This window comes from Pseudochrobactrum mosebachae (assembly GCF_048914685.1).
Taxonomy (GTDB): domain Bacteria; phylum Pseudomonadota; class Alphaproteobacteria; order Rhizobiales; family Rhizobiaceae; genus Pseudochrobactrum.
Genome location: NZ_CP128408.1, coordinates 1,773,864 through 1,796,244, shown reverse-complemented (window position 1 = coordinate 1,796,244; position 22,381 = coordinate 1,773,864). Strand labels below are relative to the sequence as shown.

Here is a 22,381-nt window from a genome sequence, read left to right as displayed (position 1 = left end):
TGATCAATTCCTGTAAGGTTCGAGCACAAGGTCGCGGGTAACGATAACCCTGACCGGAAAACCCGGTCGGACAGTTAATGTCGGTGAAACCTGCAATTGGCGCTGGACGATCTGCTGTCCGGCCTGATTGATAGTGTTTTGCGCACCGTCACGGATGGCGCGGATCAACCGGTCTTCGTCACTGGTCGCCAGTTCCGCGCCGATGCCAAGCAGCGTGGATAGCCCGGCAGCCTTCATCAGATCCCACCAATGGTAATCGACGCCATCCTCAAGACCGGCATAACCACTTGCATCCGCTCCGGGCTGGCGTTCCAGCACGATGGAGCGGCCGTTGGGCAAGATCAGGCGGTTCCAAACGAGCAGCACGCGGCGCTGACCGAAGGTTACGCCGGCATCGTATTGGCCAATGATGCGTGTGCCCTGCGGGATCAGCAGCAAGCTGCCGGTCGGGCTGTCATAGACGGGTTCCGTGACCTGCGCGGTGATCTGGCCAGGCAGATCAGAGCGGATGCCGGTGATCATGGCGGCCGGAATCACGGCCCCCGCCTGAAGGATATAGGGTGATGCAGGCGCTATAATACGATCCGCTGCGACCGTTTGCCGATCGACCGGCCCGTTGAGAAACGTCGTATGCCGATCCTGTGACGCCACGCCTCCGGGCTGTCCTGAGAGGACTCGACCAGCCAGACTCGGACTGGCTGTACCGGGAGCGGTTCCAGGTGAGGTCCGGAAAAAGACGCGGCTAACGCGCGCGGCCTCTTCCTCGGCAAGACGGCGCTCCTCTGCCGGATCGGCAGTCGTCGACGTCACGATCACGGGTGACGCAACCGGCTGTCCCCGGTTTTGCGCGTCAAGGATCGGACCGCCGAGATCGCCGGGTAGAGCCAGCCCCAAGATCGGACCGGTATAATCGCGCGGCAGATCAGACAACCCGTCAGCCGTGGCTCGGTTCTCAGTTGAATAGAGTTCTGCCCCACCATCACCAGGATTGCGGGTCTGAAGTGCATAGATCAGAGCCCCGCCGACCCCGAGCAGAGCGACGGCTGCGACACAGGCGAGCATCTTGCGGGACAGTCGGGTGACGCTCGGCGGCTCGGCACGCAGGCGCATGGGCGCAGCATTCGTGGTCGTGTTCTCTGTCATGACGACGATCCTCCCTGGTCTGCACTCTTCTGCTGCGGCACCGCGGCCTGCCGTTGTTCGACGCGAACGATCCTGACGGTTTGCTGCTGCTTGCCGCTGCCAAGCCGCAGCACGGCCGCGCCGAACAGGCGATCCACGATCAGAATGTTTTGATGGACACGGCTATTGACGATCTGCGGCTCGCCATTTGAGCCCAGAACGAAGATCGGCGGCATCTCGCCCTGCACGATGCCGCGAGGGAAGACGACATAAACGCGGCGACCATCATCGAAGACGGAGATGGGCCGCCATGGCGGACTGTCTCCAGTCAGGGCGTAGCGATAATTGCGAGCGGCCTCGTCTGGAATGACGGGTGCGGCCGGAACGGTCTGGCGCTGACCCACTGGGCGCGCGGGATAGACCCATGCGATGGCAGGCATATAGAGCGCTTCGCGCGAGCGCAGTTCGATCATGTAGGTGCGCCGGTCGGTCGTGACCACAAGGTTGGTCGAAATGTCAGGCCGCGTCGGCTTCACGAGGATATGGACGCGGCGGTTAGCCCCGCTGCCGCTCTCCGTGTCACCTATGATCCACCTTGCGGTATCTCCGGCCGCAATCGGCCCCGCGCCGGTCAGGCTTTCACCCGGTTCGAGCGCGATGGTCGTGATCTGGCCCGGCGCGGCATAGACCTGATAAAGCGCGCCTTCGGACCACGGATAGATCTGGATCGAGTTGTAATAGCCCTCGCGCCGGGGCTCGACGCGGGCTGCGGCATTGGCACTCTCAACGCGACCAGAGGGTGTTCCAGCGGCTTGTCCACCACGAGCCACCGTCCATGGCGGGGGCGTGTGGAGTGGACCCGGTCGATCATCGGTGACAGCGGCTTGCACCACCGGCAGCGCTGGTACATCAGTATCGTAACTGAACTGCGGCACCTTGTTGGTTGCGCAGCCGGCCATTACTGTGGCGGACAAGAGCAAGACCGCCAATCCGGACTTTTGGAACATCTGTGTCATTGGCTCATCTCCCGCGACCACGAGATTGCATTGACGTAGATACCGAGCGGATTGGCTTTCAGCCGCTCGGTATCACGCGGGGTCTGGATCGCGATGGTCAGGATCGCACTCCATCGTTCGGTAGTTGAAAGCTGACCATTTTCGTAATGCCGCTCGATCCAGGCGACGCGGAAGCTGTCCGGCGAAGCGCGGATGACGCTGGAAACCTCGACGGCTACAGCCACTCGGCCAACCTTGGTGAACGGGTCATTAGCGCGGGCATGGTCGTTGAGCGCCGCCGCGCCGCGATCCGTCGTCCATTCGTAGGAGCGAAGCCAGTTCTGGCGGACAATGATGGCGTCGGCGGGGATCGCGCGAACCTGCTCGATGAAGCGGCCGAGATGCCATGCGATCTGCGGGTCGGTCGGTCGATAATCAGCCACAGCTGGAGCAACGGTCAGAGCCTGGCCGAGATTATCGACCTGCACCACCCATGGCACGACGGTTCCCCGCGCCGACTGTAGGACAAGGGCGGCGGCGAAGCCTGCCGACAGGATCAGCGAGCCGAACGCCATATTGCGCCAGTTCTTCGCCTGAACGCGGGCCGAGCCGATGCGCTCATCCCAAACTTGCGCGGCCTTTTGATAAGGGGTCTCGGGTTCCGGCGACTTGCCGTAATGCGTCGATGGTCGCTTAAAAACACTCATGAGCGGTCACTTTCGGATAGATTAATGGTTGAGCCGGAGCCACGACTGTCGCCGGAACGCACGGTATGGGCGGCCATGGTCACGCCTTGATTGACACCCGGACCGCGCTGCATGCGCTGCGCCCAGGCGGGCGAGCTGCCGTTCGGGGAAGACGATGCGGAGGCAGGTGCAGCGGTCGGTGCAGCACTTGAACCACTGAACGTGCCTGCGGTGGACGTGCCGCCTGTCGCGCCAAAGCTTGCGCGCGCGCCGTCGCTGAAACTGGACTTGACGCTCTGGCTGGCGCGGGATGCGGCGCGCTTGAGGGGCGAGACGGCTGCCGATCCTGCTGCACGGGCAACGCCCCCAACACCGGAGGCAAAGCCTGATGCGCCGCTCTGACCGATCGAGCCGAGACTATAGGCAGCTGATGTTGCACCCGCAGCGGCTGCGCCACCGCGAACGGCTGCGGCTCCGCCAGACAAAACGGCAGCTCCACCCTTTGCGGCCATTCCAACAGCAGCGCCACCGGCCAGTACCATGCCGCCTGCCGCAAGGCCCGTGCCAACAGCCGCGCCTGCACCGAGTTGCGGCCCGCCGCTGACAAGGCCGGACGCGATGCCTGGGCCAAAAATACCGAGACCGAGCAGCGACAGCGCGGCCAGCACGATCGCCATGGCGTCATCGATGCTCGGGGTTGCTCCTCCGAAACCCGCCGTAAACTGTGAAAACAGGGTGGAGCCAATGCCGATGATGACGGCGAGTACCAGCACCTTGATGCCGGAGGAGACGACATTGCCCAGCACACGCTCGGCCATAAAAGCGGTCTTGCCGAACAGACCGAACGGGATCAGCACGAATCCGGCCAACGTCGTCAGCTTGAACTCGATCAGCGTGACGAAGAGCTGCACAGCCAGAATGAAGAAAGCGAGGATGACCAGTGCCCAGGCGAACATCAGGCAGGCGATCTGGATGAAATTTTCAAAAAAGGACCAATAACCCATCAAGTCGGAGATGGAATCGAGCAGCGGGCGGCCCGCATCGAGACCGGTCTGTGCAACGCGGCCGGGCCGCATCAGATCGGCGGCGCTGAAACTTGTTCCTGACGCCTGAAGTCCGAGACCGGCGAAGCTGTCGAAGATGATCTGCGCCAAGCTATTCCAGTTGCCAATGAGATAAGCGAAGACGCCAACGAACAGCGTCTTCTTGACCAGCCGTGCGATGATGTCGTCATCCGCACCCCAGCTCCAGAACAGCGCCGCCAGCGTCACGTCGATGACGATCAGCGTGGTGGCGATGAAGGCAACCTCACCGCCAAGCAGGCCAAAGCCAGAATCGATGTAGCTGGTGAAAACGCCCAGGAATGAATCAATGACGCCTGTGCCGCCCATGGGTCATCGCCCTTCGCTGGATTGTGGTGCTGAGGGTGCAGGTGCGCGGCCAAGAAAGCGGTCGCGGGATTCTGCCCAGGTGGCGAGACAATCGGGATTGCTTACGGCCCTCTGCCCAAGCTGCTGGCAGCGTCGCAGACTGTCGCGCAGCGGGTCAAGAGTCGGCTGAAGCGCCCGCGCCGGGAGGGTCTGCACCGGTTCTTCTTTGCGGGTCACCTCGATCACTGTAGCGGTGATGGCGATGGCAACGAATATGATCGCGCTCAGCTGGGCCAACGTCTTGCCGTCCATGGGACGCCCCTCCCTCTTGTTATTTGTTGCCGTTGTTGAACATCTGCGCATTGCCGGGCTGGTAGCCGGTGCCGGGCGTCAGGAAACGCTGGCGTTGGACCCGTCCCTGTTCGGCTGCAGTTACCCGCTCGGCGTCACCGAGCGCCTCCGCTCTGCCATTCGCCGACATCACCGCGATCAGGTCGGAAAGCTGCTGCGACTGGAGGGCGAGAAGTTGGTTACCGGCTTGCGTGGCTTGCAGCGCGCCGGCGGCATTCTGGCTCTGGCCGACGAGCGCGGACATCTCTGTGCGATTGCTGTCGATATTGCCGACTACGCCAGCCTGTACACGCATAGCGTCCTGCAAACCGCCGACTGTGTTCTGCCAGCGCGCCCGGGCGTCGGTGACGAGTTGCTGGTCGGTGGCTGAGAGCGAGACATTGCCGTACTGGCTTTGGAACATCTGGTCGATGTTTTGCACGTCGAAGGCGATGTTTTGCGCCTGTGCCAAAAGCTGCTGCGTGCGCTGGACGGATTGCTGAATCTGCTGGAGTGAAGAATGCGGCAGGCTTGCAAGGTTCTGAGCCTGATTGATGAGCATCTGCGCTTCGTTCTGAAGCGAGGTGATCTGGTTGTTGATCTGCTCGAGCGTGCGCGCGGCGGTGAGCACGTTCTGGGCAAAATTCGACGGGTCATAGACGATGCGGCCAAAGCCGAATTGCGCATGGGCAGGTTTCACCAGCATGGGTGAGAGAGCAACGGGAACGGCGAGCGCTAACGCAAGGGCCGAGGCGTTCGTAAAGCGGAACATGGGAATACGGATCATGGCAGGGTCTCCTCTTCTTGGGGGCTATCAGGTGCGATCGGCGCGGCGACTTCCGTCCACTCAGTCAGATTGGCGAGATTGGTGAGATCGGGGATGAGGTCAGCGGCCCAATCGACACCGCGAAGGCGCAGCCACTGGTCAAGGAATCCATCGCGACCGTGCTCAGTGAGGATGCGCTCGATGTCGGTCTGATCAGATTTGGAAGATGCGGCGCAGAGCGCGAGCCCGACTTGCGCCAGACCGAGATCGAACAGCCGATTGCCTCTGCGGCTTTGGCAGTAATAATCCCGCTTCGGGACGGCACGTGCGAGGATTTCGATCTGGCGGTCATTGAGACCGAAGCGGCGATAGATGGCCGTGATCTGCGGCTCGATCGCGCGTTCGTTCGGCAAAAGCAGCCGGGTCGGGCAGCTTTCGATGATTGCAGGCGCGATGGCGGAATTGTCGATGTCCGACAGCGACTGCGTGGCGAAGATGACGGAAGCGTTCTTCTTACGCAGGGTTTTGAGCCATTCGCGGAGCTGGCCAGCGAACCCTTCATCGTCCAGCGCCAACCAGCCCTCGTCGATGATCAGCAGCGTCGGGCGGCCGTCGAGACGGTCGCCAATGCTATGAAACAGATAAGCGAGCACGGCCGGGGCGGCACCTGTGCCGACCAATCCCTCGATCTCGAACACCTGTACGTCGGAACCGCCCAGATGCTCGGTTTCTGCGTCGAGCAACCGACCAAAGGCACCGCCGACGCAATAGGGTCGCAGCGCCTGTTTCAGGTCGTTGGACTGCAACAGCACGGCAAGGCCGGTGATGGTGCGTTCCTCCACTGGCGCGGTGCTCAGCGATGTCAGAGCAGTCCAGAGATATTCCTTCACCTCCGGCGTTACCGACACTCCCTCCCGCATTAGGATCGCCACGATCCAGTCGGCGGCCCAAGCGCGCTCATAAGTGTCATGGATTTTTGCGAGCGGTTGCAGCGAGACAGAACTATCCGAACCTTCGGTCAATCCACCGCCAAGATCGTGCCAGTCGCCACCCATGGCGAGGGCTGCGGCCCGGATACTGCCGCCGAAATCGAAGGCGAAGACCTGGGCATCTACATAGCGCCGGAACTGCAAGGCCATTAGCGCCAGCAGAACCGACTTGCCCGCGCCTGTCGGGCCTACGACGAGCGTGTGACCGACGTCGCCGACATGAAGAGAAAACCGGAACGGGGTCGAGCCTTCGGTCTTGCCGAAGAGCAGCGGGGGCGCACAGAGATGCTCATCCCGTTCCGGCCCCGCCCACACGGCACTCAGGGGGATCATGTGGGCAAGATTGAGCGTCGAAATCGGTGGCTGCCGGACATTGGCATAGACATGTCCGGGAAGCGAGCCGAGCCAAGCATCGACGGCATTGACGGTTTCCGACATCGCGGTGAAGTCGCGCCCCTGAATGACCTTTTCGACCAAACGTAGTTTCTCGTCGGCTATGCGTGGATCGGCGTCCCAGACCGTGACGGTCGCGGTGACATAGGCCATGCCGGCGACATCAGCCCCAAGTTCCTGCAAGGCCATATCGGCATCAAGCACCTTGTTGGCGGCATCGGTATCCACGAGCGCGGATTGTTCGTTGGTCATCACTTCTTTGAGGATCGCGGCAATACTCTTGCGCTTGGCGAACCATTGGCGGCGAATGCGGGTCAGCAACCGCGTGGCCTGCAGCTTGTCGAGCAGGATCGCACGCGTGCTCCAACGATAGGGAAAGGCCAGCCGGTTCATATCGTCCAGCAGGCCCGGCGTCGTCGCGGTGGGGAATCCCACGATGGTCAGGACGCGCAGATGCGCGTCGCCAAGGCGCGGCTCCAGCCCGCCGATCAGTGGCTGGTCGGCCAGTAGCGCGTCGAGGTGCATCGGTACTTCGGGCACGCGCACACGATGCCGGTTGGTCGAGATAGTGGAATGGATGTAGGTCAGTGTGTCTGCGTCATCAAGCCAGAGGCATTCGGGCATGAAGCCGTCGAGAAGCGCCAGCACGCGGTCGGTGCGATCGATGAAGCCGCGCTGGATTTCGTGAGAATCAACGCCGGACTGCTCGCGGCCCTCATAGAGCCAAGTTTCTGCGCGGGCCGCATCCTCGGCGGGCGGCAGATAGAGGAAGGTCAGGAAATAGCCGGAGACGAAATGCGCGTCCGCCTCCTCGAACCCGGCTTTGCGCTCGGCGTCGAGCAGTGCCGATGCTGCGTCGGGAAATTTGCTGTCGGGATAAGTCGCAGCTTCAGAACGCTGCGCTTCGACAAAGATGCTCCAGCCAGAGCCGAGACGGCGGAATGCATTATTGATGCGGGCAGCAACCGCGACCAATTCGGCGGCGACTGCGGAATCCAGATCCGGCCCGCGAAACTTTGCGGTGCGCTGAAACGAACCATCCTTGTTCAGTATGACGCCGGAACCAACCAATGCGGCCCAGGGCAGATAATCCGCCAATCTAGCGTTGCGATTGCGATACTCAGTGAGATTGATCATCGGTGTGCCTCCCTCAGACCGTGAGATGACTGGGGATGCGCAGATGCCGACGACCTACCTCGACAAAAAGCGGATCGCGTTTCGCCGCCCATACAGCGGCGAAATGGCCGATGATCCAGATGGCGAGCCCAACCAGCCAGAGGCGCAAGCCGAGACCAACAGCCCCGGCGAGCGTCCCGTTCATAATCGCGATGGCACGCGGAGCACCGCCGAGCAGGATATGCTCAGTCAGTGCGCGGTGAACCGGCACTGTAAAACCCGGCACCGTATCGAGTTGTTCAAGGACCGCCACCATCAGACAAGTGCCCCGCCACCGAACGAGAAGAACGACAGGAAGAAGCTCGACGCCGCGAAGGCGATGGAGAGCCCGAAGACTATTTGGATCAGCTTGCGGGCGCCGCCCGAGCTATCGCCAAAAGCAAGTGTCAGGCCGGTCACGATAATGATGATGACCGCAATGATCTTGGCAACAGGTCCCTCGATCGACTGGAGGATAGATTGCAGCGGCGCTTCCCAGGGCATGGATGAACCTGATGCATGGGCTGCGGGCGCGAGGATCATGGTAATGGAAATGGTGGCGGCTACGGTCGCCATGATGCGACAACCGCGCGAAAGGGTGCGGATCATGAAGAATCTCCTGTGAGGGCTTGAGTTGTGAGGGTGACGCGATAGTCGCCGTCGGGACTGAGCCCTTCGACGCGGGCGAGTTCGGACAGACGGCGTGCGGAGCCGCGTCCGGTAAGGACGGCAACGACGTTGATGGTCTCTGCGATCAGCGCGCGCGGGACCGTGACGACGGCTTCCTGAATGAGCTGTTCAAGGCGGCGCAGCGCTCCGAGTGCGGTGCCAGCGTGGATTGTGCCGATGCCGCCCGGATGGCCGGTGCCCCAGGCTTTGAGCAGATCGAGCGCTTCCGCGCCGCGCACCTCGCCGATAGGAATCCGGTCGGGGCGCAGGCGCAGTGAAGATCGCACCAGATCGGAAAGTGTTGCGACGCCATCCTTGGTGCGCATGGCGACGAGGTTAGGTGCTGCGCACTGCAACTCGCGCGTATCTTCGATGATGACGACGCGATCCTGTGTTTTCGCCACCTCGGCAAGCAGCGCGTTGGTCAGCGTCGTCTTGCCTGTCGATGTGCCTCCGGCAATCAGGATGTTGGCGCGGGATGTAATGGCTTCGCGCAGCGTTGCAGCCTGATCGGCCGTCATGATCCCGGTCGCCACATAGTCGTCGAGCGTAAAAACCGCAACGGCAGGCTTGCGGATGGCGAAGGCCGGTGCTCCAACAACAGGTGGCAGCAGGCCCTCGAACCGTTCGCCGGTCTCGGGTAGTTCTGCTGAGACGCGCGGGCTTCGCGCATGAACCTCTGCGCCGACATGATGAGCGACAAGACGCACAATACGATCGCCGTCGGCGGCACTCATCGTCTCGCCAGTGTCCGCCAGACCTTCAGAAAGTCGGTCTATCCACAAGCGCCCGTCCGGGTTCAGCATCACTTCGATGACGGCTGGGTCTTCCAGGTACCGCGTGATGGAAGGGCCGAGCGCCGTGCGTAACATACGCGCGCCACGTGCAACAGCTTCTGTTTTTTGGTGAGAGTTGGTCATGTTTGCCCCGTTTCTTCTCGGGACGCACGACAGTCAATCCCCGCAATGGGGTCGATTAAAAGAGCCTGAAATCAGGTCGGTTCAACAAGTATTTACATGCGTGCGGCCATTGGTGGTAAACGGCGGCAAATAGGATGGGCTGAATACTCAGCCAGGATTGTTGGTACTCTTTGAAATGCTGCTATGGGTCTCGTGCTGTTGCGAATCGATATCTCGCGACATCTCTTTCAGGAACCTGTCACCCGTCGCCAGCCGACGGCCAAGTGACTGCATGAATCCGTCGAAGCGCTCCGCGCCTTTGGCGCGCGCAGACGTCTGCGCCGACTCCGATAATGGAGGCGTAACGGTCAGCCAAAAGCGAATAAAGAGAGAAAGAGCTTCCCCGAGAACGGCTAGATCTTCATCGAGAGTGTCGACCTGGCGGCCTAGCTTGTCCAGGCGGCGTGACATAGCTGCTTCCAGCCGTTCCGAAGTGTCACCAGACAGGAATGAGGCGACCGCCGCCTCAATAATCGCGGACTTGGAAACTTTTCGGCGCAACGACAGCGCCTCGACCTGTTTAAGCAATCCTGGGTCGAAATAGACGTTCATACGGGTCTTGGTGGTCATGGGCGTATCCTCAAAGTTCGATACCATCATCAGGGTTCATTGATGCCCGCCGTGCGATCATTCGTGTCCGCTGGCGCATGGCGCGGGCCTTTGCAGCGTCAACGTCCGGCTCATCGTCGAGCAGATCGAACTCCAGTGCTGGCGGCGGTGACGGGATGACTTCCTCATGCTCAGGCAATTCCGGCTCGCGGCGCAGACCGGCATTGGCGGGATCGCCCTCAGTGGCGGTGCCTGCAACGGCCGCTGTGCTGTCCTTCATAGCAATGACGCGGCTTGACCAATCGTCGGATGCTGCCTCGGTCGTTGGGGCGCAGGACAGCTCCGGCGGCGGCAAGATGCGTTCCTGCAACCGCCCATCCTCGAAATAACGCGCCTTCTTCGCTCGGATCGGCGGCGTGCCCGCCACCATGACGATCTCATCAGTGGGCGAGAGTTGCATGATTTCGCCGGGCGTGAGCAACGGGCGAGCGGTTTCCTGCCGTGACACCATAAGATGGCCGAGCCAGGGCGCGAGACGATGACCCGCATAGTTAGTGGAATCGCGCAACTCGGTCGCAGTGCCAAGCGAGTCCGACACGCGCTTAGCCGTGCGTTCGTCATTGGTGGCGAAGGCGACGCGGACATGGCAATTGTCGAGGATCGAGTTATTCGGCCCATAGGCGCGCTCGATCTGATTGAGCGACTGCGCAATCAGGAAGCTCTTGAGGCCGTAGCCAGCCATGAAGGCCAGTGCAGATTCAAAAAAATCAAGTCGGCCAAGTGCGGGAAACTCATCAAGCATCATCAACAAGCGATGACGCGTGCCGGATGCCGTCAGTTCCTCGGTGAGCCTGCGTCCGATCTGGTTAAGGATCAACCGGATCAGCGGCTTGGTGCGATTAATGTCGGAGGGCGGCACGACAAGATAGAGACTGACCGGCTTTTTGTCTCCAACCAAATCAGCGATACGCCAGTCGCAGCGCGCCGTTACCCGCGCCACGACCGGATCACGGTAAAGGCCAAGAAAAGACATTGCGGTCGAGAGCACACCCGATCGTTCGTTCTCGGACTTGTTCAGCAGTTCACGCGCAGATGATGCAATAACCGGATGAACGCTGCCATCGCCCAGATGTGGCGTCTCCATCATCGCCCGCAACGTGGCTTCTACCGAGCGGCGTGGATCGGACAAAAAGTTGGCAACGCCGGCCAGCGTTTTTTCCTTCTCCGCATAGAGGACGTGCAGGATCGCGCCTACCAAAAGTGAATGAGAGGTTTTTTCCCAATGATTCCGTTTATCGAGCGAGCCTTCGGGATCAACCAGAATATCCGCGATATTCTGTACGTCGCGGACTTCCCATTCACCCTGCCGCACTTCCAGTAGCGGGTTGTAAGCTGAGGATTTTACATTAGTTGGATCGAATAGCAGGACACGTCCATACTTCGCCCGGAAACCCGCCGTTAGCGTCCAATTCTCGCCTTTAATGTCGTGGACAATGCAGCTTCCCGGCCAGGTCAGCAGTGTCGGGACGACAAGGCCGACGCCCTTGCCGCTGCGGGTCGGCGCAAAGCAAAGCACATGCTCAGGGCCGTCATGACGTAGATAGTCACGTTTGTAGCGGCCGAGAAGCACTCCATCAGGACCAAGCAGACCAGCGGATCGGATTTCCTTGTCTTCGGCCCATCGTGCTGATCCATAGGTGGCGACATTGCCAGTCTCTCGCGCCCGGATGATCGACATCATGATCGCGGCCGCGATGGCGAGGAAGCCACCGGTGGTGGCGATGATGCCGCCCTCGAGAAAGATTGCGGGCGCATAGGCGTCGAAAGAGAACCACCACCAGAAGAAGGCCGGCGGGTAGTAGACCGGCCAGCCTGCCAACTCGAACCAGGGTTTGCCAAGCTGGGACTGGAAGCCGAGGCGAAAGGCAACCCATTGCGTCGTTGCCCAGATCATGACGAAAATAATAGTCAAGACAATGGTGATCTGACCCCAGAGTATTCTACCTCCGCGCATAAAGACTCCAGTCGGCAAAAGAGATGGAGCCAATCAGAGAATAGAATGTGAAATAAGATGCAACAGTCGTGAGAATACCATAATGCTATCGGATATAAATGGCGGTGAATAGGACGGATATATACCGTAATTCCGGTCATTAGCTCACGCAGGCGCACAAATGAATTCTCCGGAACGCCGTAGCTCATCCGCTAGATCCAACATGTTTTGCACCGTAGGAGAAACATTACCGACGGGCCAGACAGCCGAAAAAGATACAGGATCGGGCTCATCCGCGATGGGCAGAAAAACTACCCCATGAGTTGGAGTAAGACTAGACGCTGCGCCCAATAATGTAATGCCAAAACCCTGTCCCACCATTGAAAGCAGCGAACCACGCTCTACGGCAGCATGTAAAATCGAAGGTCCAGGTTTACGTCCTAGACGCATAAAAATATGATCAAGAACTTGCGGTCCTGTACCACTATTGCGGACCAGAAAAACCTCTTCTGATATATCGGCCCAAGTAATGCATTCTCGTTCCGCAAGGGAATGATCGTCAGGAAGCGCAACAACAAGTGGCTCAATCCATATCAAACGGCTATGGTAATCGGAAAGAATCGGTGTTCCGACCATGAAAGCAATGTCTAGCTGACTGGTATGCAACTGTATAAGCGCATCACGTACCGTGTTTTCAGTGATTTCTAGATTAACTTCAGGATAAGAATGTCGATACGCGCCAATTAGTTCAGCAAGAAAGCTATGCTGCACCAAACCATGGACGCCCATACGTAGGCAGCCATGTTCACCTTGCGCAGCAAGACCAGCGGTTTTCACGGCATCATCGAGCACATCAAGACAGGTTGTAATACGATCAACAAAATGACGTCCGGCATCGGTAAGACAGACGCCGTAGGCATGTCGCTCGAATATAAGAATACCAAGTTCTGCCTCAAGCATCTTAACCCGTGTACTAATGCTTGACTGGCTAGTATTGAGTGCTCTGGCCGCACGGTTAAAACTGCGGTACTCAGCGACAGCGATAGTTTGGAGTAAAGCCACCATGGGAATGCGGCCGCGTAACAAAGCAGAGAAGACAGATCCTTGTGAGTCTTGCTTTAGCTTACGTCTGCGCATAACGCCTCCGTTTATTGATCATTCACTAAACAGTTCAGTTATGTGAACCACTGCCGATCTGAATTGGCAGCGCCACAAACCCAGCTCATAGCTTTGCGACACTGCCGGACCGGCTTTAGTTGAAGAACAGTAAATACAGTCATGGCCTTATAAGATTATTACATCGATTTTGTCAGTTGCGGCCATACGATCACGTGCAGACCCATTCTTTAATCTTGCAAGAAGCGCCTTTACTTTCACATTGCTGAATAGCTTCCGCTTCTGTGTCTTTACGGGTTTCCGCAGAACTTGCCCCCCAAACAGAGTATGATGCATTTTTATCCGCAGCCAGCGCTAAAGCAGCGCAGTGATTGTAAGGGAAACCGGTACCATCATTATCGTTCCAGTGACGATGATTACGAAAAGTAGTAACCACAGAACAAGAAGTACCTTTATTATTTTCGCAATGCTTTTGCGCGATGCTGTCGGCTTCGTCACGCTTGTCCGCACCCCAGAAAAAACCATATTTTCCATCAGATTCTGAATAGGAAATTGCACCCCATATACCACTTTCATCAAGCGACACTGAAGGTGGCACAGGAACGTTTGAATATTCCTGAATAACATCAGCAGCTAATACAGCAGTTGTTGTTCCCAACACTATCAAAAGCGGAAGAAAGATACGTTTCATGGTGATAACTCCTCAAATAAATGAATACGGCCCTGATAGACATTTCTAGCAGGCGGCCTTGATTAACGAGTGGAAGCGTCAGAAACGCGAACCGTAGATATTGCGATGCAGGCACCGCTTGAGGGTAACAACATCAACTCACCGCCATTATTGGCGAATTGATAGACGGCCACTCCATGAAGCGGCTCAGAAAGATTAGTACCTTCAGGCAAAGTTGCCTCAACCTCTGCACATGTTTTTTCAAACGGCACAATACGCACCATCGTGCCCTCACAGGCCGAGCCGTTAGGCACTGCAAAGACAAACCCAGCTGCAGTTCCCGAATAAGCTTCCGTAGAAAATGTCATCCCAACATTGGACTGAACACTATTCTGGTCTGGTTTTTTATTATGGAAACGAGTCTGAGCCTTGTAATCGGTTCCCTCAGTCAGCAAACTTCCAAGAAGTGGAAACACAGTACCGCAGGCTGACAATTTTGCTTCTTCAGTTTGTCTTAGAAACACGGAATCCGGCAAGTTTGGTTTTGGCATGGCTGATGCAAATAAGCTTAAAGGAAGATTGTCTATCGCCCAGAGCGCACTGCTGCCTATAATTGCCCCCACCAACAGCAATATTGCAGCCAGCATTGTAGACTTGCGGCGTTTATGTTTATTCTGTTTTCCAATGGTTACAGCTTCAACCTCTGCAATAGGCTGAGATTTTGCCTGGTTCATGATACGATCATGTAATGATTGAGGATGTGTCTCGGATTGCGACATACCGCACTCCCTAATTAATCGCGGATAGGGCGTCAGACAGCCCTTTGAAAGTCGCTGGAATGGTTATGGTACGATTGTCCGTCGTCTCATAAGAAATACCAACGCTACTCTGTTTATTGATATGCTCGCGAAACACCGGCCCAACAGGGGATTTTGCCATACAGATTTGCCTGTTACAGCCCTCAATTTTGATATTCACGGGCTGTCTACGCCCTGATAATTTGACCTGAACAGATCCTTTGGGTTGTGCATCAGCACCTATCCGAAAGATCATAAATGGTTTGCCATTTTCAGACGCAGCCAGTGACCAGCTGAACACCACCTCACCCGCTTCATTCACAATTGACTGCCCAATATTACAAACACGCTGCTTGGATTTGAAATTCTCGTCGCAGATTATCGTCCAGTTATCGAACGGCTGTATAATCCGACGGTACTGGCCAGACGGAACACCGTCCGGCACAGCAACATCCGGTTCTTTAATACGAAAAGTGAGCCCTTCACTTTCCGTATTATCCTGTCCGAAGGCCGAAGCTCCGGACAGGAAAATGCAAGCCATAACGGCCAATAATGGTAAATATGAATAGCGCGTTACGACTAACATGCTGCACCTAGATTAGTTGAAGGTGTAGCTCAGACCCGCGCCCGCGCCCCAATTACCACCTGAAGTTGTGGCAGATATATTGGAGCGGATACGACCGTCTTCACTGGTGTAACCCATACCAAGAGCAAGTGCGCCCTCACTACGCCAGTAACCACCACCGACAGCAGCACTTAGCTTTCCTGGACGATCGTCAAAGCGCAGAGATGCAGCGGCAAGACCAACAGCTGCTGCCTGACGAGCTTCCTTGCGAACATCACCGATTTCACTGCTCAACTGGTTGAACTTATTGTCAGTATAATTGTTCGCCTCAGTGAATTTTTGATCAGTGTAGTGATTCGCTTCCGTGAATTTCTGGTCAGTATAGTTCTTACCCTCTGTCTTGACCTGATATAGCTGGCCACCGTTTACGGCTTCCAATGAGCCTTTCTCAACCTTGCCATCGGCAACATTAGAAATCAGCACAGGTGCATTTGGATCACCACCTTCAAGCGCAACTTCGTTCGACTTGCTACCATCTGAGTTTTTCTTGTACTTGACTGCACTATCGTCCAGATCGGCAATTTTCTCATTGGTTTCGTGAAGCTGAGAACCATTGACCGCATCGGTCGAGTCCTTACTTACTTCACCGTCCTTAAGATTAGTGATCTTGGTACCATCCTTGCCTTCCAGCGTAATAGATTCCTTGTTCACTGTTCCGTCAGGATTTCTGTCATATTTGACAGCGCCTTCAACACCATCCTGAATGTTGGAGATGTCACCCTGAATATTGGTAATATCCCCTTTGATATCTACGATATCGCCCTCAACATCAGTTACGCGATCGCCGAGCTTCTCGACGGCTTGGTTTGTCGCATGAAGCTGGGAGCCATTGACCGCATCAGTACTGGTTTCAGAAACTTCGCCGGCTGCGACGTTTGTAATAGTCCGCTCACTGTCCTTATCACCAACGCTGACAGTGCCCTTCGGATTGGTACCGGCAAAGTTATAATCATCGCCATTTATCGTTGTTCCAGATGTACCCTTAGCTTCGCCGGTCACTGATCCCGAACCCAGAGCAACACTGTCATCATGATCTGCTTTGGCACCTGCACCCAAGGCAACACTACGGTCGCCATTAGCTACGGCTTCAGGTCCGACAGCAACACTATCCGCACCATTTGCCGCGCTATCCGCTTTCGTTGAATTCGCATGGAAATACTTAATGCCCCCACCATTGGTAATATTAGTCAACGAATTATTGATAGTTGTCAGGCTATCATCAACTTCCTCAAAGGCTTGTTTAATGGTTGTCGCGTTACTGCCCTGAATGACATATGTCGGGCCAGCAATAGAACCGTCTGGATTAACAGTGCCACCACCAAGGTGATTAACAATAGACTGTGACACACCAAATAGCTGTGTGCCGTTGATGGCATCTGTCGAGCCATTGTTGACAGCGCCCTGAGCTAGATTGGTGATCTTCGTACCACCGGTAGCACCACCATCGGTTGAAATTGCACCCTCAAGCGCGATGTTATCTTTGTTTACACTACCGTCTGGATTACGGTCATATTTAACTGCACCGTTATTCAGGTCGGTAAGCGCCAGATTTGTAGCATAAAGCTGAGAGCCATTAACACCGTCAGTTGACGTTGCTGAAACTCGGCCCGCAGCTACGTTGGTAATGGTGCGCTCAAAACCGACATTACCAATGCTGAGCGTGCTCGTTGGCCCCGTTCCAGCAAAGTCGTAATTGGTTCCATTGATCGTCACCCCGGCTGTGCCGATTGCCTTTGCTGTAACAGCGCGTGATCCCAGAGCAATGTCACCAGCATTGTTCGCCCGAGAGCCGGTACCCAGCGCAATGGCATCCGCTACACCAGCAGCTGTCCGTGCATTTTGCCCCATGGCAATGGTCGAATCTCCAAGAGCAGCGCTACTATCACCGATTGCAACGCTATTGCGTCCCTCAGAACGATTTGTCGTTCCAAGAGCCAAGCCAGCTTCTCCGGTAACCACGTTATTCTGCCCAAGTGCTGTGCCCCTGTATCCAGACACATTGTTCTGCATTCCGATCGCAGTCAGGCGATTACCTGACGTTGTATTCCACGCACCGGTAACAACGTTTCTGTCACCATCAACCGTATTGCCCGCACCTTGAACCACAGTATCAAATGAACGTGCAGTCACAGTATTATCGTGCCCGCTTACAACGGAGCCTAAACTTTTGATCTCGTTATTATTACCAAAAGCATAGCTGTTATTTCCAGTGACCACATTGCTGCCACCAATTGCTATAGAATCATCGCCCAGAACTCGGTTGAGATTACCAAGAACGGACGAGCGGTCTCCGTCAGCGATATTCTTCACGCCAATGGAAGCACTATCATCGCCACCAACGAGATTCCAACTACCGATACCGACACCATGATTCCCGGAAACGTGATTGCCATAACCCAAAGCTACGGATGCGTATCCAGTCATATAACGCCCAGTTGCATTAAGACTTGGATTTTCTGGATCACTAATATCCCAATCAAATATAGAGTAGAAATTGAACAGTTTTGTGCCATTTGCATCACTAATGTCTGCAGTATCACTGTCAAGTATCCATGTGCCATTGGCTATGTTGGCATTGAGATCCTTACCCGTTACGAACCCAACCCCTTCTAAATACGCAGCACCGGTTGTACCAAACGGTGTGTTAGGGTCAAAAATATCCCCAACTGCGCTATTGCCGTAGCCAATAGCAATAGAATTGCTACCCTCAACAAGATTCATATTACCAATAGCGATCTGATCTTTACCAAAACTTTTGCTCGGGTCATTAGGAACACCAAGCCACGTGGTGCTACCAACAACGTTATCATTCCCAATATTCAAATTGCCATTAGCATCAGATGGTAATTGTTGCGCCATTGCTGGTGCTAGGCTCATTACAGCTGCGAGCGACGCACCAGCAACACCAAGAGAACCAAGGCCAAGACGCTTACGGCTTGGGCCCATAGCCATGGATGACATGCGCAACACGGCCATCAGACGGCGACGCAGTGAACGTGTATCCGACACTCCTGCAATCCAGTTATTTACAAAATTTGGTTTCGACATTTTGTCCTCCAAAAACCAGCTAAAGATTAGGTTGAAATGTTTCCGCATCGCGTCGGCCGAGAGATTCCACGGTCCTAATGACGCGCTGCAGGATGGGATGACCGGCATCAGGAACCCTGCAAATTGCAGCCTCCGCAGCCATGGGTGGAATGATGTCGTCTGCGACATAACGCAGGACCGCGATCTGATAGGTAGGCTCCAAAGCGGGTTGGTGCGTTTCGACAAAACCATAGAGATAATGCAGAAATGAAAGGTCGACCTCTTCACGCGTCAGCTTGTTCGCGAAACGCTCGCGCAAAGCCTTTTCTGTGACACTCGCCCTGTTCAATAGAAGCATCAGCGCATCTTCGCCAAACATGGCCTTAATCCCGTCAACCCCAAGCTTCACACTCATACGGCGCCTCCCAAGTCGCAGACGCTCGGGACACTAAGCACTTTGCAACGAAGAATGGAGAAACGCAGGGCTAGCTTCGATCTTGGGTAGCCTTGCGCCTTCCTGCAGCTTTGCTGCCAGATGCCGGCTACCAGATTGCAAAGCTTATGCGACCAATCCAAAAAGAAAGTACAAGTTAGTCGCAAACCTTCCATCGAGGTGCGCCTTGTTTCAAACACAGTCTGTTTTGATGAATATTGGAAACAGCCAAGAGAATTGCTCATAATGTATACCCGCCAGTGAGCGGCACAGGCATTGATAGATGCCAGCCCTGCACATGCGTCGTGCCAGCTTGTTGAGCGCGGTACAGATCCATTTCGCACTCAACGCCTTCAACAATTACAACGGGAGCAAAAGACGCTGCAAACTGGATAATATGGTTCAAACTTCCAAGCCAGCCGCCATGCTGGCGTACAGCCCAAATGAATCCAACATCCAATTTTATGATATCCGGGTTGAGCGAATAAAGCTGAACGGGCGGCAGATAGCCTGCCCCAAAATCATCAATGGCAATCCGGCAACCAAGATTTTGCGCGTCAGTCAGATGGGCGTTCAGCATGCTCAAAATACCGAGCGGGCGTGTCTCAATGATTTCTAGAATCAGTCGATCAGCCAAATGCTTTCGCTCCTCGACCTGATCAAGGATGCATTGCCATTCCTTTTCCTTGGAAATCGTGTCTGCGGAAATATTACAGCCAAGCACGGCAAGAGGATCAGCTTCCAGCCTATCCAGCACCAAACGAACCATGCAGCGATCGAGGACAGGAGTTTCGCCCAAAATTTCTAATGCGGGAACAAATTCACTGGCTTCATAAATTTGGCCTTGAGGTCCAATTAAGCGCGCAAGGCATTCGCCATAGAGAATCGTATCTCTATCACGGACATCATGGATGCCCTGAACATGATACGACATCCGCTTCGCATCGATAGCTGTAGACACCGCAGCGACATATCTGCGGTCAAAAATATCAAATCCTGTGAACATTTAGGCCCCCGAAGACTTCAAATCGGGAGGCAGACAATGCCCTGAAATCATGATGAATGAATGATTAAAGCACTGTTTTAAAACAATATTTTTATAATTAGAAAAACATTGTTCAACCACCACGCGAGTGGTCAATAACCATCCTTTTTGACTATTCACTAGATGAGACAGTTTCGCACTGGAATTTGTCGGATTTGCAGTCGTTTCGCAATATCAAATAGGGGGGGTTTATGGTGCGGCGTAAAGGATCGTTTATGTCAATGTTATTCGGCTACTACTGGTTGTCTCTTTGTGATCTGCTTTTAACAGTAGCGATTTCTAATTTATCTTTTCGTCTACGACAGTCTCATCACAATCACAGGGGCACAGTGGAGACAAAAGCAGGAAAAAGACAGTAATGAGAATAGGTTACGCTCGGGTATCAACCGACGGACAGCGCCTAGACATGCAAATGGAAGCGCTTCATAATGCCAATTGCGATCATATTTTTACCGATGAAGGCATCTCTGGAACCATCTTTACTCGAGAAGGATTAGACAAGGTTGTGGCATCGCTGCAACAGGGGGACACACTAATTGTATGGCGCCTAGACAGAATCGGTAGAACATTGATCGGGCTTGTCGAATTCATGACCGAACTAGGTCACCGCGGAGTGGAATTATGCTCCCTGACCGAAAACATCGATACGAGTTCATCCGGCGGAAGGCTGGTTTTCCATATGATGGCGGCACTAGCTGAATTTGAACGCTCCCTCATCAGTGAAAGAACACGTGCAGGACTGCAAACCGCCCGTAACAACGGCAAGCAACTTGGCCGCCCGCCACGTTTATCTGTCGATCAGTCACGGGAAATAAGGCATGCCGTCCTTATAGAACAAAAAACGATTAGTAAGCTGGCTCATAAATATGGCGTCTCATATCGTACCATTATGCGCATCGTCGCCAAAGAACTAGAAGATGAACCCACAGCGCCATAAATGAGACCATCAGGATCGGTCACGCCTTACTTTTTCATCATGTTCGAGGACCTTCATTTTATCATCAGATTAGCTCAAACAATGCTTTCAAGGAGTTTGAAAATGCATCTTTGGCTTGAAGACTTAGAGGCACACTCCTCTCTGTCTTCCAAGCTGCCAGGACACTGAGCCGCCGTCAACGACGCCCATCACCTCCCGGCCGATCTGGCGGTCGATGACGGGCCGCCATGGGACAAGCGTGAACTCGTGGCTATTCTCCAATATGGCGAACTTCCCGCTCGATAGCTGCATGGTTCCGGTGAATTTGCCTCTGACACTCTCGCCATCCGTGGCAGCCCGGAAGGGTAACGTCTTCGCTTCGGCCATCTCAGCGCCGACGCGGGCCACCTCGCGCTCGCGTAGAGTGGCGAGCAGGTTGCGCCGGTAGAAGACGCGGCTGTCCTGTTGACGGGTGGCGTCGCCATGCTCGATGTGATGCTCGCGGCGCTGGTCGATAGCCTCTCGCACCTGCTGCCCGAACCCAGCCGGGGTAATATCCGAAGCGTCCGGCGTAACCAGTCGCCGGTCCAGCCAGGTCTCACCATCGGCACCGATCTGCTTTTCCAGATCGAAGGTCGAGACGACACGGATGCTGGACTGTCGGTTACGACCGGCATCATAGGCGGTAGCGCGGCTCTCGAAGTCATCGGGGATGCGCCACTGGTCAGCGTCGATCCGTTCAGCGATGTCGGCACGGCGCAGCGCCTCCAGTCGCCGGACATGGGCATCGACATAGCCCTCGTAATCACCGCCCGGCACACGTCCTTCGAACCTCGCCTGTTCGAGATGGCGGCTCGGTCGATAAATACCATTCTGCGAGATTGCGGCGATGGTACGATCGGAGGGACGTTGTGCTGTATCAGCGGGGCCGACTTCCACGATGCTGCCGATCCTGACATCTTCGACGCGCGCCGCGTCGATGCCCGGGACATGATGCGTCCGCCCGTCGATGCCGTCCACTACGAGCGTCAGGTTCTCGCCCATCTCGTCGGTCAGATATTTGTCAACGACGCGACCAGTGATGGGCGCTGCGGGTGCTGCATCGTGAAGCTGAAACGTCATCGGATCACGTTCCTGCCCATCGGCTTTTAACGCCTTGTGCATGTTGCGGATGATGTCACCGCGCTCACCGAGTTCACGCAGCGCCGTTTCCATCTTCGCGCCAAGCTCCCAGACGCCGGATGCGTGTTCCGTGACCAGCCCCATCTTTTCCAGTTTGGCGAGACGGCGCAGGCGCAACGTCCGGTCGCGCTGGCGGCCCGGATCGGCAGGCTCGTTGCGCAGGTCGAGGAAGCGGTCCTCGGCTTCCCCGGCCATGGCGCGGTCGATGCGGGTGAAACGCTCCTGATCGATTTCGGCAGACAGCTTGCGGCTCTGCTCAATCTCGGTCACGGGGCCGAGTTCCAGCGTGGTCAGTTCGCTTGCCCGCTCACGAATACCATTGGCGAGATAGTCGCCATTGATAACCAGGTTCTCGCCCAGATCGTCCTTCCCCCGAACAATGACATGGACATGGGGATGGCCGGTATTGTGATGATTGACCGCCACCCAATCGAGTTTCGTGCCAAGGTCGACCTCAATGCGGCTCATCAGATCGCGGGTGTGTTCGGTGAGGTCGGAAAGATCGGCGGCATCCTCGGGCGAAACGATAAAGCGGAACTGGTGGCGATCATCCTTGCCGCGATCAAGGAAGGCATCTCCATCGGCGCGATCGTC

General features: G+C 55.9%; 21 protein-coding genes. 1 reads left to right on the top strand and 20 read right to left on the bottom strand.

Translation table 11 applies throughout. The annotated features are described in order from the left end of the window. Positions 1–3: 3 nt before the first annotated feature. From MP213Fo_RS08150 to MP213Fo_RS08060, 19 genes are all read right to left on the bottom strand, one after another. Positions 4–1,143, bottom strand: a complete 1,140-nt coding sequence (locus tag MP213Fo_RS08150; RefSeq protein WP_421088564.1) for a TrbI/VirB10 family protein — start codon at positions 1,141–1,143, stop codon at positions 4–6. Then, positions 1,140–2,138 carry a P-type conjugative transfer protein TrbG gene (gene trbG, locus MP213Fo_RS08145; protein ID WP_421088563.1) on the bottom strand — a complete coding sequence of 333 codons (999 nt, stop codon included), beginning with the start codon at positions 2,136–2,138 and terminating at the stop codon, positions 1,140–1,142. The genes MP213Fo_RS08150 and trbG overlap by 4 nt, the downstream gene beginning before the upstream one ends. Next, positions 2,135–2,824: a conjugal transfer protein TrbF gene (gene trbF, locus MP213Fo_RS08140; RefSeq protein WP_421088562.1), complete on the bottom strand. Its 690-nt coding sequence runs from the start codon at positions 2,822–2,824 to the stop codon at positions 2,135–2,137. Before trbF ends, trbG begins: the two co-directional genes overlap by 4 nt. Next, positions 2,821–4,194 carry a P-type conjugative transfer protein TrbL gene (gene trbL / locus MP213Fo_RS08135; RefSeq protein WP_421088561.1) on the bottom strand — a complete coding sequence of 458 codons (1,374 nt, stop codon included), beginning with the start codon at positions 4,192–4,194 and terminating at the stop codon, positions 2,821–2,823. The genes trbF and trbL overlap by 4 nt, the downstream gene beginning before the upstream one ends. A gap of 3 nt (positions 4,195–4,197) precedes the next feature. After that, the gene (gene trbK-alt, locus MP213Fo_RS08130; protein ID WP_421088560.1) at positions 4,198–4,485 is read right to left on the bottom strand and encodes a putative entry exclusion protein TrbK-alt; all 288 of its coding nucleotides are present in this window, start codon (positions 4,483–4,485) and stop codon (positions 4,198–4,200) included. A gap of 19 nt (positions 4,486–4,504) precedes the next feature. Then, on the bottom strand, positions 4,505–5,290 hold the full coding sequence (gene trbJ / locus MP213Fo_RS08125) for a P-type conjugative transfer protein TrbJ (RefSeq protein ID WP_421088559.1): 786 nt from the start codon (positions 5,288–5,290) through the stop codon (positions 4,505–4,507). After that, complete coding sequence (gene trbE / locus MP213Fo_RS08120) at positions 5,287–7,788, bottom strand: conjugal transfer protein TrbE (RefSeq protein ID WP_421088558.1); 2,502 nt, start codon at positions 7,786–7,788, stop codon at positions 5,287–5,289. Before trbE ends, trbJ begins: the two co-directional genes overlap by 4 nt. A gap of 13 nt (positions 7,789–7,801) precedes the next feature. Continuing rightward, positions 7,802–8,083: a VirB3 family type IV secretion system protein gene (locus MP213Fo_RS08115; RefSeq protein WP_421088557.1), complete on the bottom strand. Its 282-nt coding sequence runs from the start codon at positions 8,081–8,083 to the stop codon at positions 7,802–7,804. Then, complete coding sequence (locus tag MP213Fo_RS08110) at positions 8,083–8,415, bottom strand: TrbC/VirB2 family protein (protein WP_421088556.1); 333 nt, start codon at positions 8,413–8,415, stop codon at positions 8,083–8,085. Before MP213Fo_RS08110 ends, MP213Fo_RS08115 begins: the two co-directional genes overlap by 1 nt. After that, on the bottom strand, positions 8,412–9,395 hold the full coding sequence (trbB, locus tag MP213Fo_RS08105; RefSeq protein ID WP_421088555.1) for a P-type conjugative transfer ATPase TrbB: 984 nt from the start codon (positions 9,393–9,395) through the stop codon (positions 8,412–8,414). Before trbB ends, MP213Fo_RS08110 begins: the two co-directional genes overlap by 4 nt. A 147-nt stretch (positions 9,396–9,542) precedes the next feature. Next, complete coding sequence (locus MP213Fo_RS08100; RefSeq protein ID WP_421088554.1) at positions 9,543–10,004, bottom strand: CopG family transcriptional regulator; 462 nt, start codon at positions 10,002–10,004, stop codon at positions 9,543–9,545. Positions 10,005–10,014: 10 nt separating this feature from the next. After that, positions 10,015–11,997, bottom strand: a complete 1,983-nt coding sequence (locus tag MP213Fo_RS08095; protein ID WP_421088553.1) for a conjugal transfer protein TraG — start codon at positions 11,995–11,997, stop codon at positions 10,015–10,017. Between the two features lie 144 nt (positions 11,998–12,141). Next, entirely contained in the window at positions 12,142–13,113 is a 972-nt protein-coding gene (locus MP213Fo_RS08090) for a LysR family transcriptional regulator (protein WP_421088552.1), read from the bottom strand. Between the two features lie 190 nt (positions 13,114–13,303). Then, the gene (locus tag MP213Fo_RS08085) at positions 13,304–13,783 is read right to left on the bottom strand and encodes a DUF4189 domain-containing protein (RefSeq protein ID WP_421088551.1); all 480 of its coding nucleotides are present in this window, start codon (positions 13,781–13,783) and stop codon (positions 13,304–13,306) included. Between the two features lie 62 nt (positions 13,784–13,845). Then, positions 13,846–14,541 carry a hypothetical protein gene (locus tag MP213Fo_RS08080; RefSeq protein WP_421088550.1) on the bottom strand — a complete coding sequence of 232 codons (696 nt, stop codon included), beginning with the start codon at positions 14,539–14,541 and terminating at the stop codon, positions 13,846–13,848. Positions 14,542–14,551: 10 nt separating this feature from the next. Further along, the gene (locus MP213Fo_RS08075; protein ID WP_421088549.1) at positions 14,552–15,145 is read right to left on the bottom strand and encodes an invasion associated locus B family protein; all 594 of its coding nucleotides are present in this window, start codon (positions 15,143–15,145) and stop codon (positions 14,552–14,554) included. Positions 15,146–15,157: 12 nt separating this feature from the next. Further along, positions 15,158–18,232 (bottom strand): YadA-like family protein, encoded by a 3,075-nt coding sequence (locus tag MP213Fo_RS08070; protein WP_421088548.1) that lies wholly within the window; start codon positions 18,230–18,232, stop codon positions 15,158–15,160. Positions 18,233–18,251: 19 nt separating this feature from the next. Next, the gene (locus tag MP213Fo_RS08065) at positions 18,252–18,626 is read right to left on the bottom strand and encodes a hypothetical protein (protein WP_421088547.1); all 375 of its coding nucleotides are present in this window, start codon (positions 18,624–18,626) and stop codon (positions 18,252–18,254) included. 259 nt (positions 18,627–18,885) lie between these two features. Beyond that, positions 18,886–19,650: an EAL domain-containing protein gene (locus MP213Fo_RS08060; protein ID WP_421088546.1), complete on the bottom strand. Its 765-nt coding sequence runs from the start codon at positions 19,648–19,650 to the stop codon at positions 18,886–18,888. A gap of 397 nt (positions 19,651–20,047) precedes the next feature. Here MP213Fo_RS08060 and MP213Fo_RS08055 point away from each other — a divergent pair, with 397 nt between their 5' ends. Beyond that, on the top strand, positions 20,048–20,626 hold the full coding sequence (locus MP213Fo_RS08055) for a recombinase family protein (RefSeq protein WP_421088545.1): 579 nt from the start codon (positions 20,048–20,050) through the stop codon (positions 20,624–20,626). Positions 20,627–20,749: 123 nt separating this feature from the next. Here the strand turns inward: MP213Fo_RS08055 and MP213Fo_RS08050 are convergent, their stop codons facing one another. Then, positions 20,750–21,982, bottom strand: coding sequence for a DUF3363 domain-containing protein (locus MP213Fo_RS08050; protein ID WP_421091073.1), 1,233 nt, complete (start codon positions 21,980–21,982; stop codon positions 20,750–20,752). Positions 21,983–22,381: the final 399 nt, after the last annotated feature.

What these genes read in the sequence shown, in the direction of transcription:
- MP213Fo_RS08110 (WP_421088556.1), bottom strand. Translation starts at nt 8,415, where the DNA reads ATGATCCGCACCCTTTCGCGCGGTTGTCGCATCATGGCGACCGTAGCC.
- trbE (WP_421088558.1), bottom strand. Translation starts at nt 7,788, where the DNA reads ATGATCAATCTCACTGAGTATCGCAATCGCAACGCTAGATTGGCGGAT.
- MP213Fo_RS08100 (WP_421088554.1), bottom strand. Translation starts at nt 10,004, where the DNA reads ATGACCACCAAGACCCGTATGAACGTCTATTTCGACCCAGGATTGCTT.
- MP213Fo_RS08055 (WP_421088545.1), top strand. Translation starts at nt 20,048, where the DNA reads ATGAGAATAGGTTACGCTCGGGTATCAACCGACGGACAGCGCCTAGAC.
- trbJ (WP_421088559.1), bottom strand. Translation starts at nt 5,290, where the DNA reads ATGATCCGTATTCCCATGTTCCGCTTTACGAACGCCTCGGCCCTTGCG.
- MP213Fo_RS08115 (WP_421088557.1), bottom strand. Translation starts at nt 8,083, where the DNA reads ATGGTGGCGGTCCTTGAACAACTCGATACGGTGCCGGGTTTTACAGTG.
- MP213Fo_RS08150 (WP_421088564.1), bottom strand. Translation starts at nt 1,143, where the DNA reads ATGACAGAGAACACGACCACGAATGCTGCGCCCATGCGCCTGCGTGCC.
- MP213Fo_RS08095 (WP_421088553.1), bottom strand. Translation starts at nt 11,997, where the DNA reads ATGCGCGGAGGTAGAATACTCTGGGGTCAGATCACCATTGTCTTGACT.
- MP213Fo_RS08050 (WP_421091073.1), bottom strand. Translation starts at nt 21,982, where the DNA reads ATGGCCGGGGAAGCCGAGGACCGCTTCCTCGACCTGCGCAACGAGCCT.
- MP213Fo_RS08060 (WP_421088546.1), bottom strand. Translation starts at nt 19,650, where the DNA reads ATGTTCACAGGATTTGATATTTTTGACCGCAGATATGTCGCTGCGGTG.
- MP213Fo_RS08070 (WP_421088548.1), bottom strand. Translation starts at nt 18,232, where the DNA reads ATGTCGAAACCAAATTTTGTAAATAACTGGATTGCAGGAGTGTCGGAT.
- MP213Fo_RS08065 (WP_421088547.1), bottom strand. Translation starts at nt 18,626, where the DNA reads ATGAGTGTGAAGCTTGGGGTTGACGGGATTAAGGCCATGTTTGGCGAA.
- MP213Fo_RS08075 (WP_421088549.1), bottom strand. Translation starts at nt 15,145, where the DNA reads ATGTTAGTCGTAACGCGCTATTCATATTTACCATTATTGGCCGTTATG.
- trbF (WP_421088562.1), bottom strand. Translation starts at nt 2,824, where the DNA reads ATGAGTGTTTTTAAGCGACCATCGACGCATTACGGCAAGTCGCCGGAA.
- MP213Fo_RS08090 (WP_421088552.1), bottom strand. Translation starts at nt 13,113, where the DNA reads ATGCGCAGACGTAAGCTAAAGCAAGACTCACAAGGATCTGTCTTCTCT.
- trbB (WP_421088555.1), bottom strand. Translation starts at nt 9,395, where the DNA reads ATGACCAACTCTCACCAAAAAACAGAAGCTGTTGCACGTGGCGCGCGT.
- trbL (WP_421088561.1), bottom strand. Translation starts at nt 4,194, where the DNA reads ATGGGCGGCACAGGCGTCATTGATTCATTCCTGGGCGTTTTCACCAGC.
- MP213Fo_RS08085 (WP_421088551.1), bottom strand. Translation starts at nt 13,783, where the DNA reads ATGAAACGTATCTTTCTTCCGCTTTTGATAGTGTTGGGAACAACAACT.
- MP213Fo_RS08080 (WP_421088550.1), bottom strand. Translation starts at nt 14,541, where the DNA reads ATGTCGCAATCCGAGACACATCCTCAATCATTACATGATCGTATCATG.
- trbG (WP_421088563.1), bottom strand. Translation starts at nt 2,138, where the DNA reads ATGACACAGATGTTCCAAAAGTCCGGATTGGCGGTCTTGCTCTTGTCC.
- trbK-alt (WP_421088560.1), bottom strand. Translation starts at nt 4,485, where the DNA reads ATGGACGGCAAGACGTTGGCCCAGCTGAGCGCGATCATATTCGTTGCC.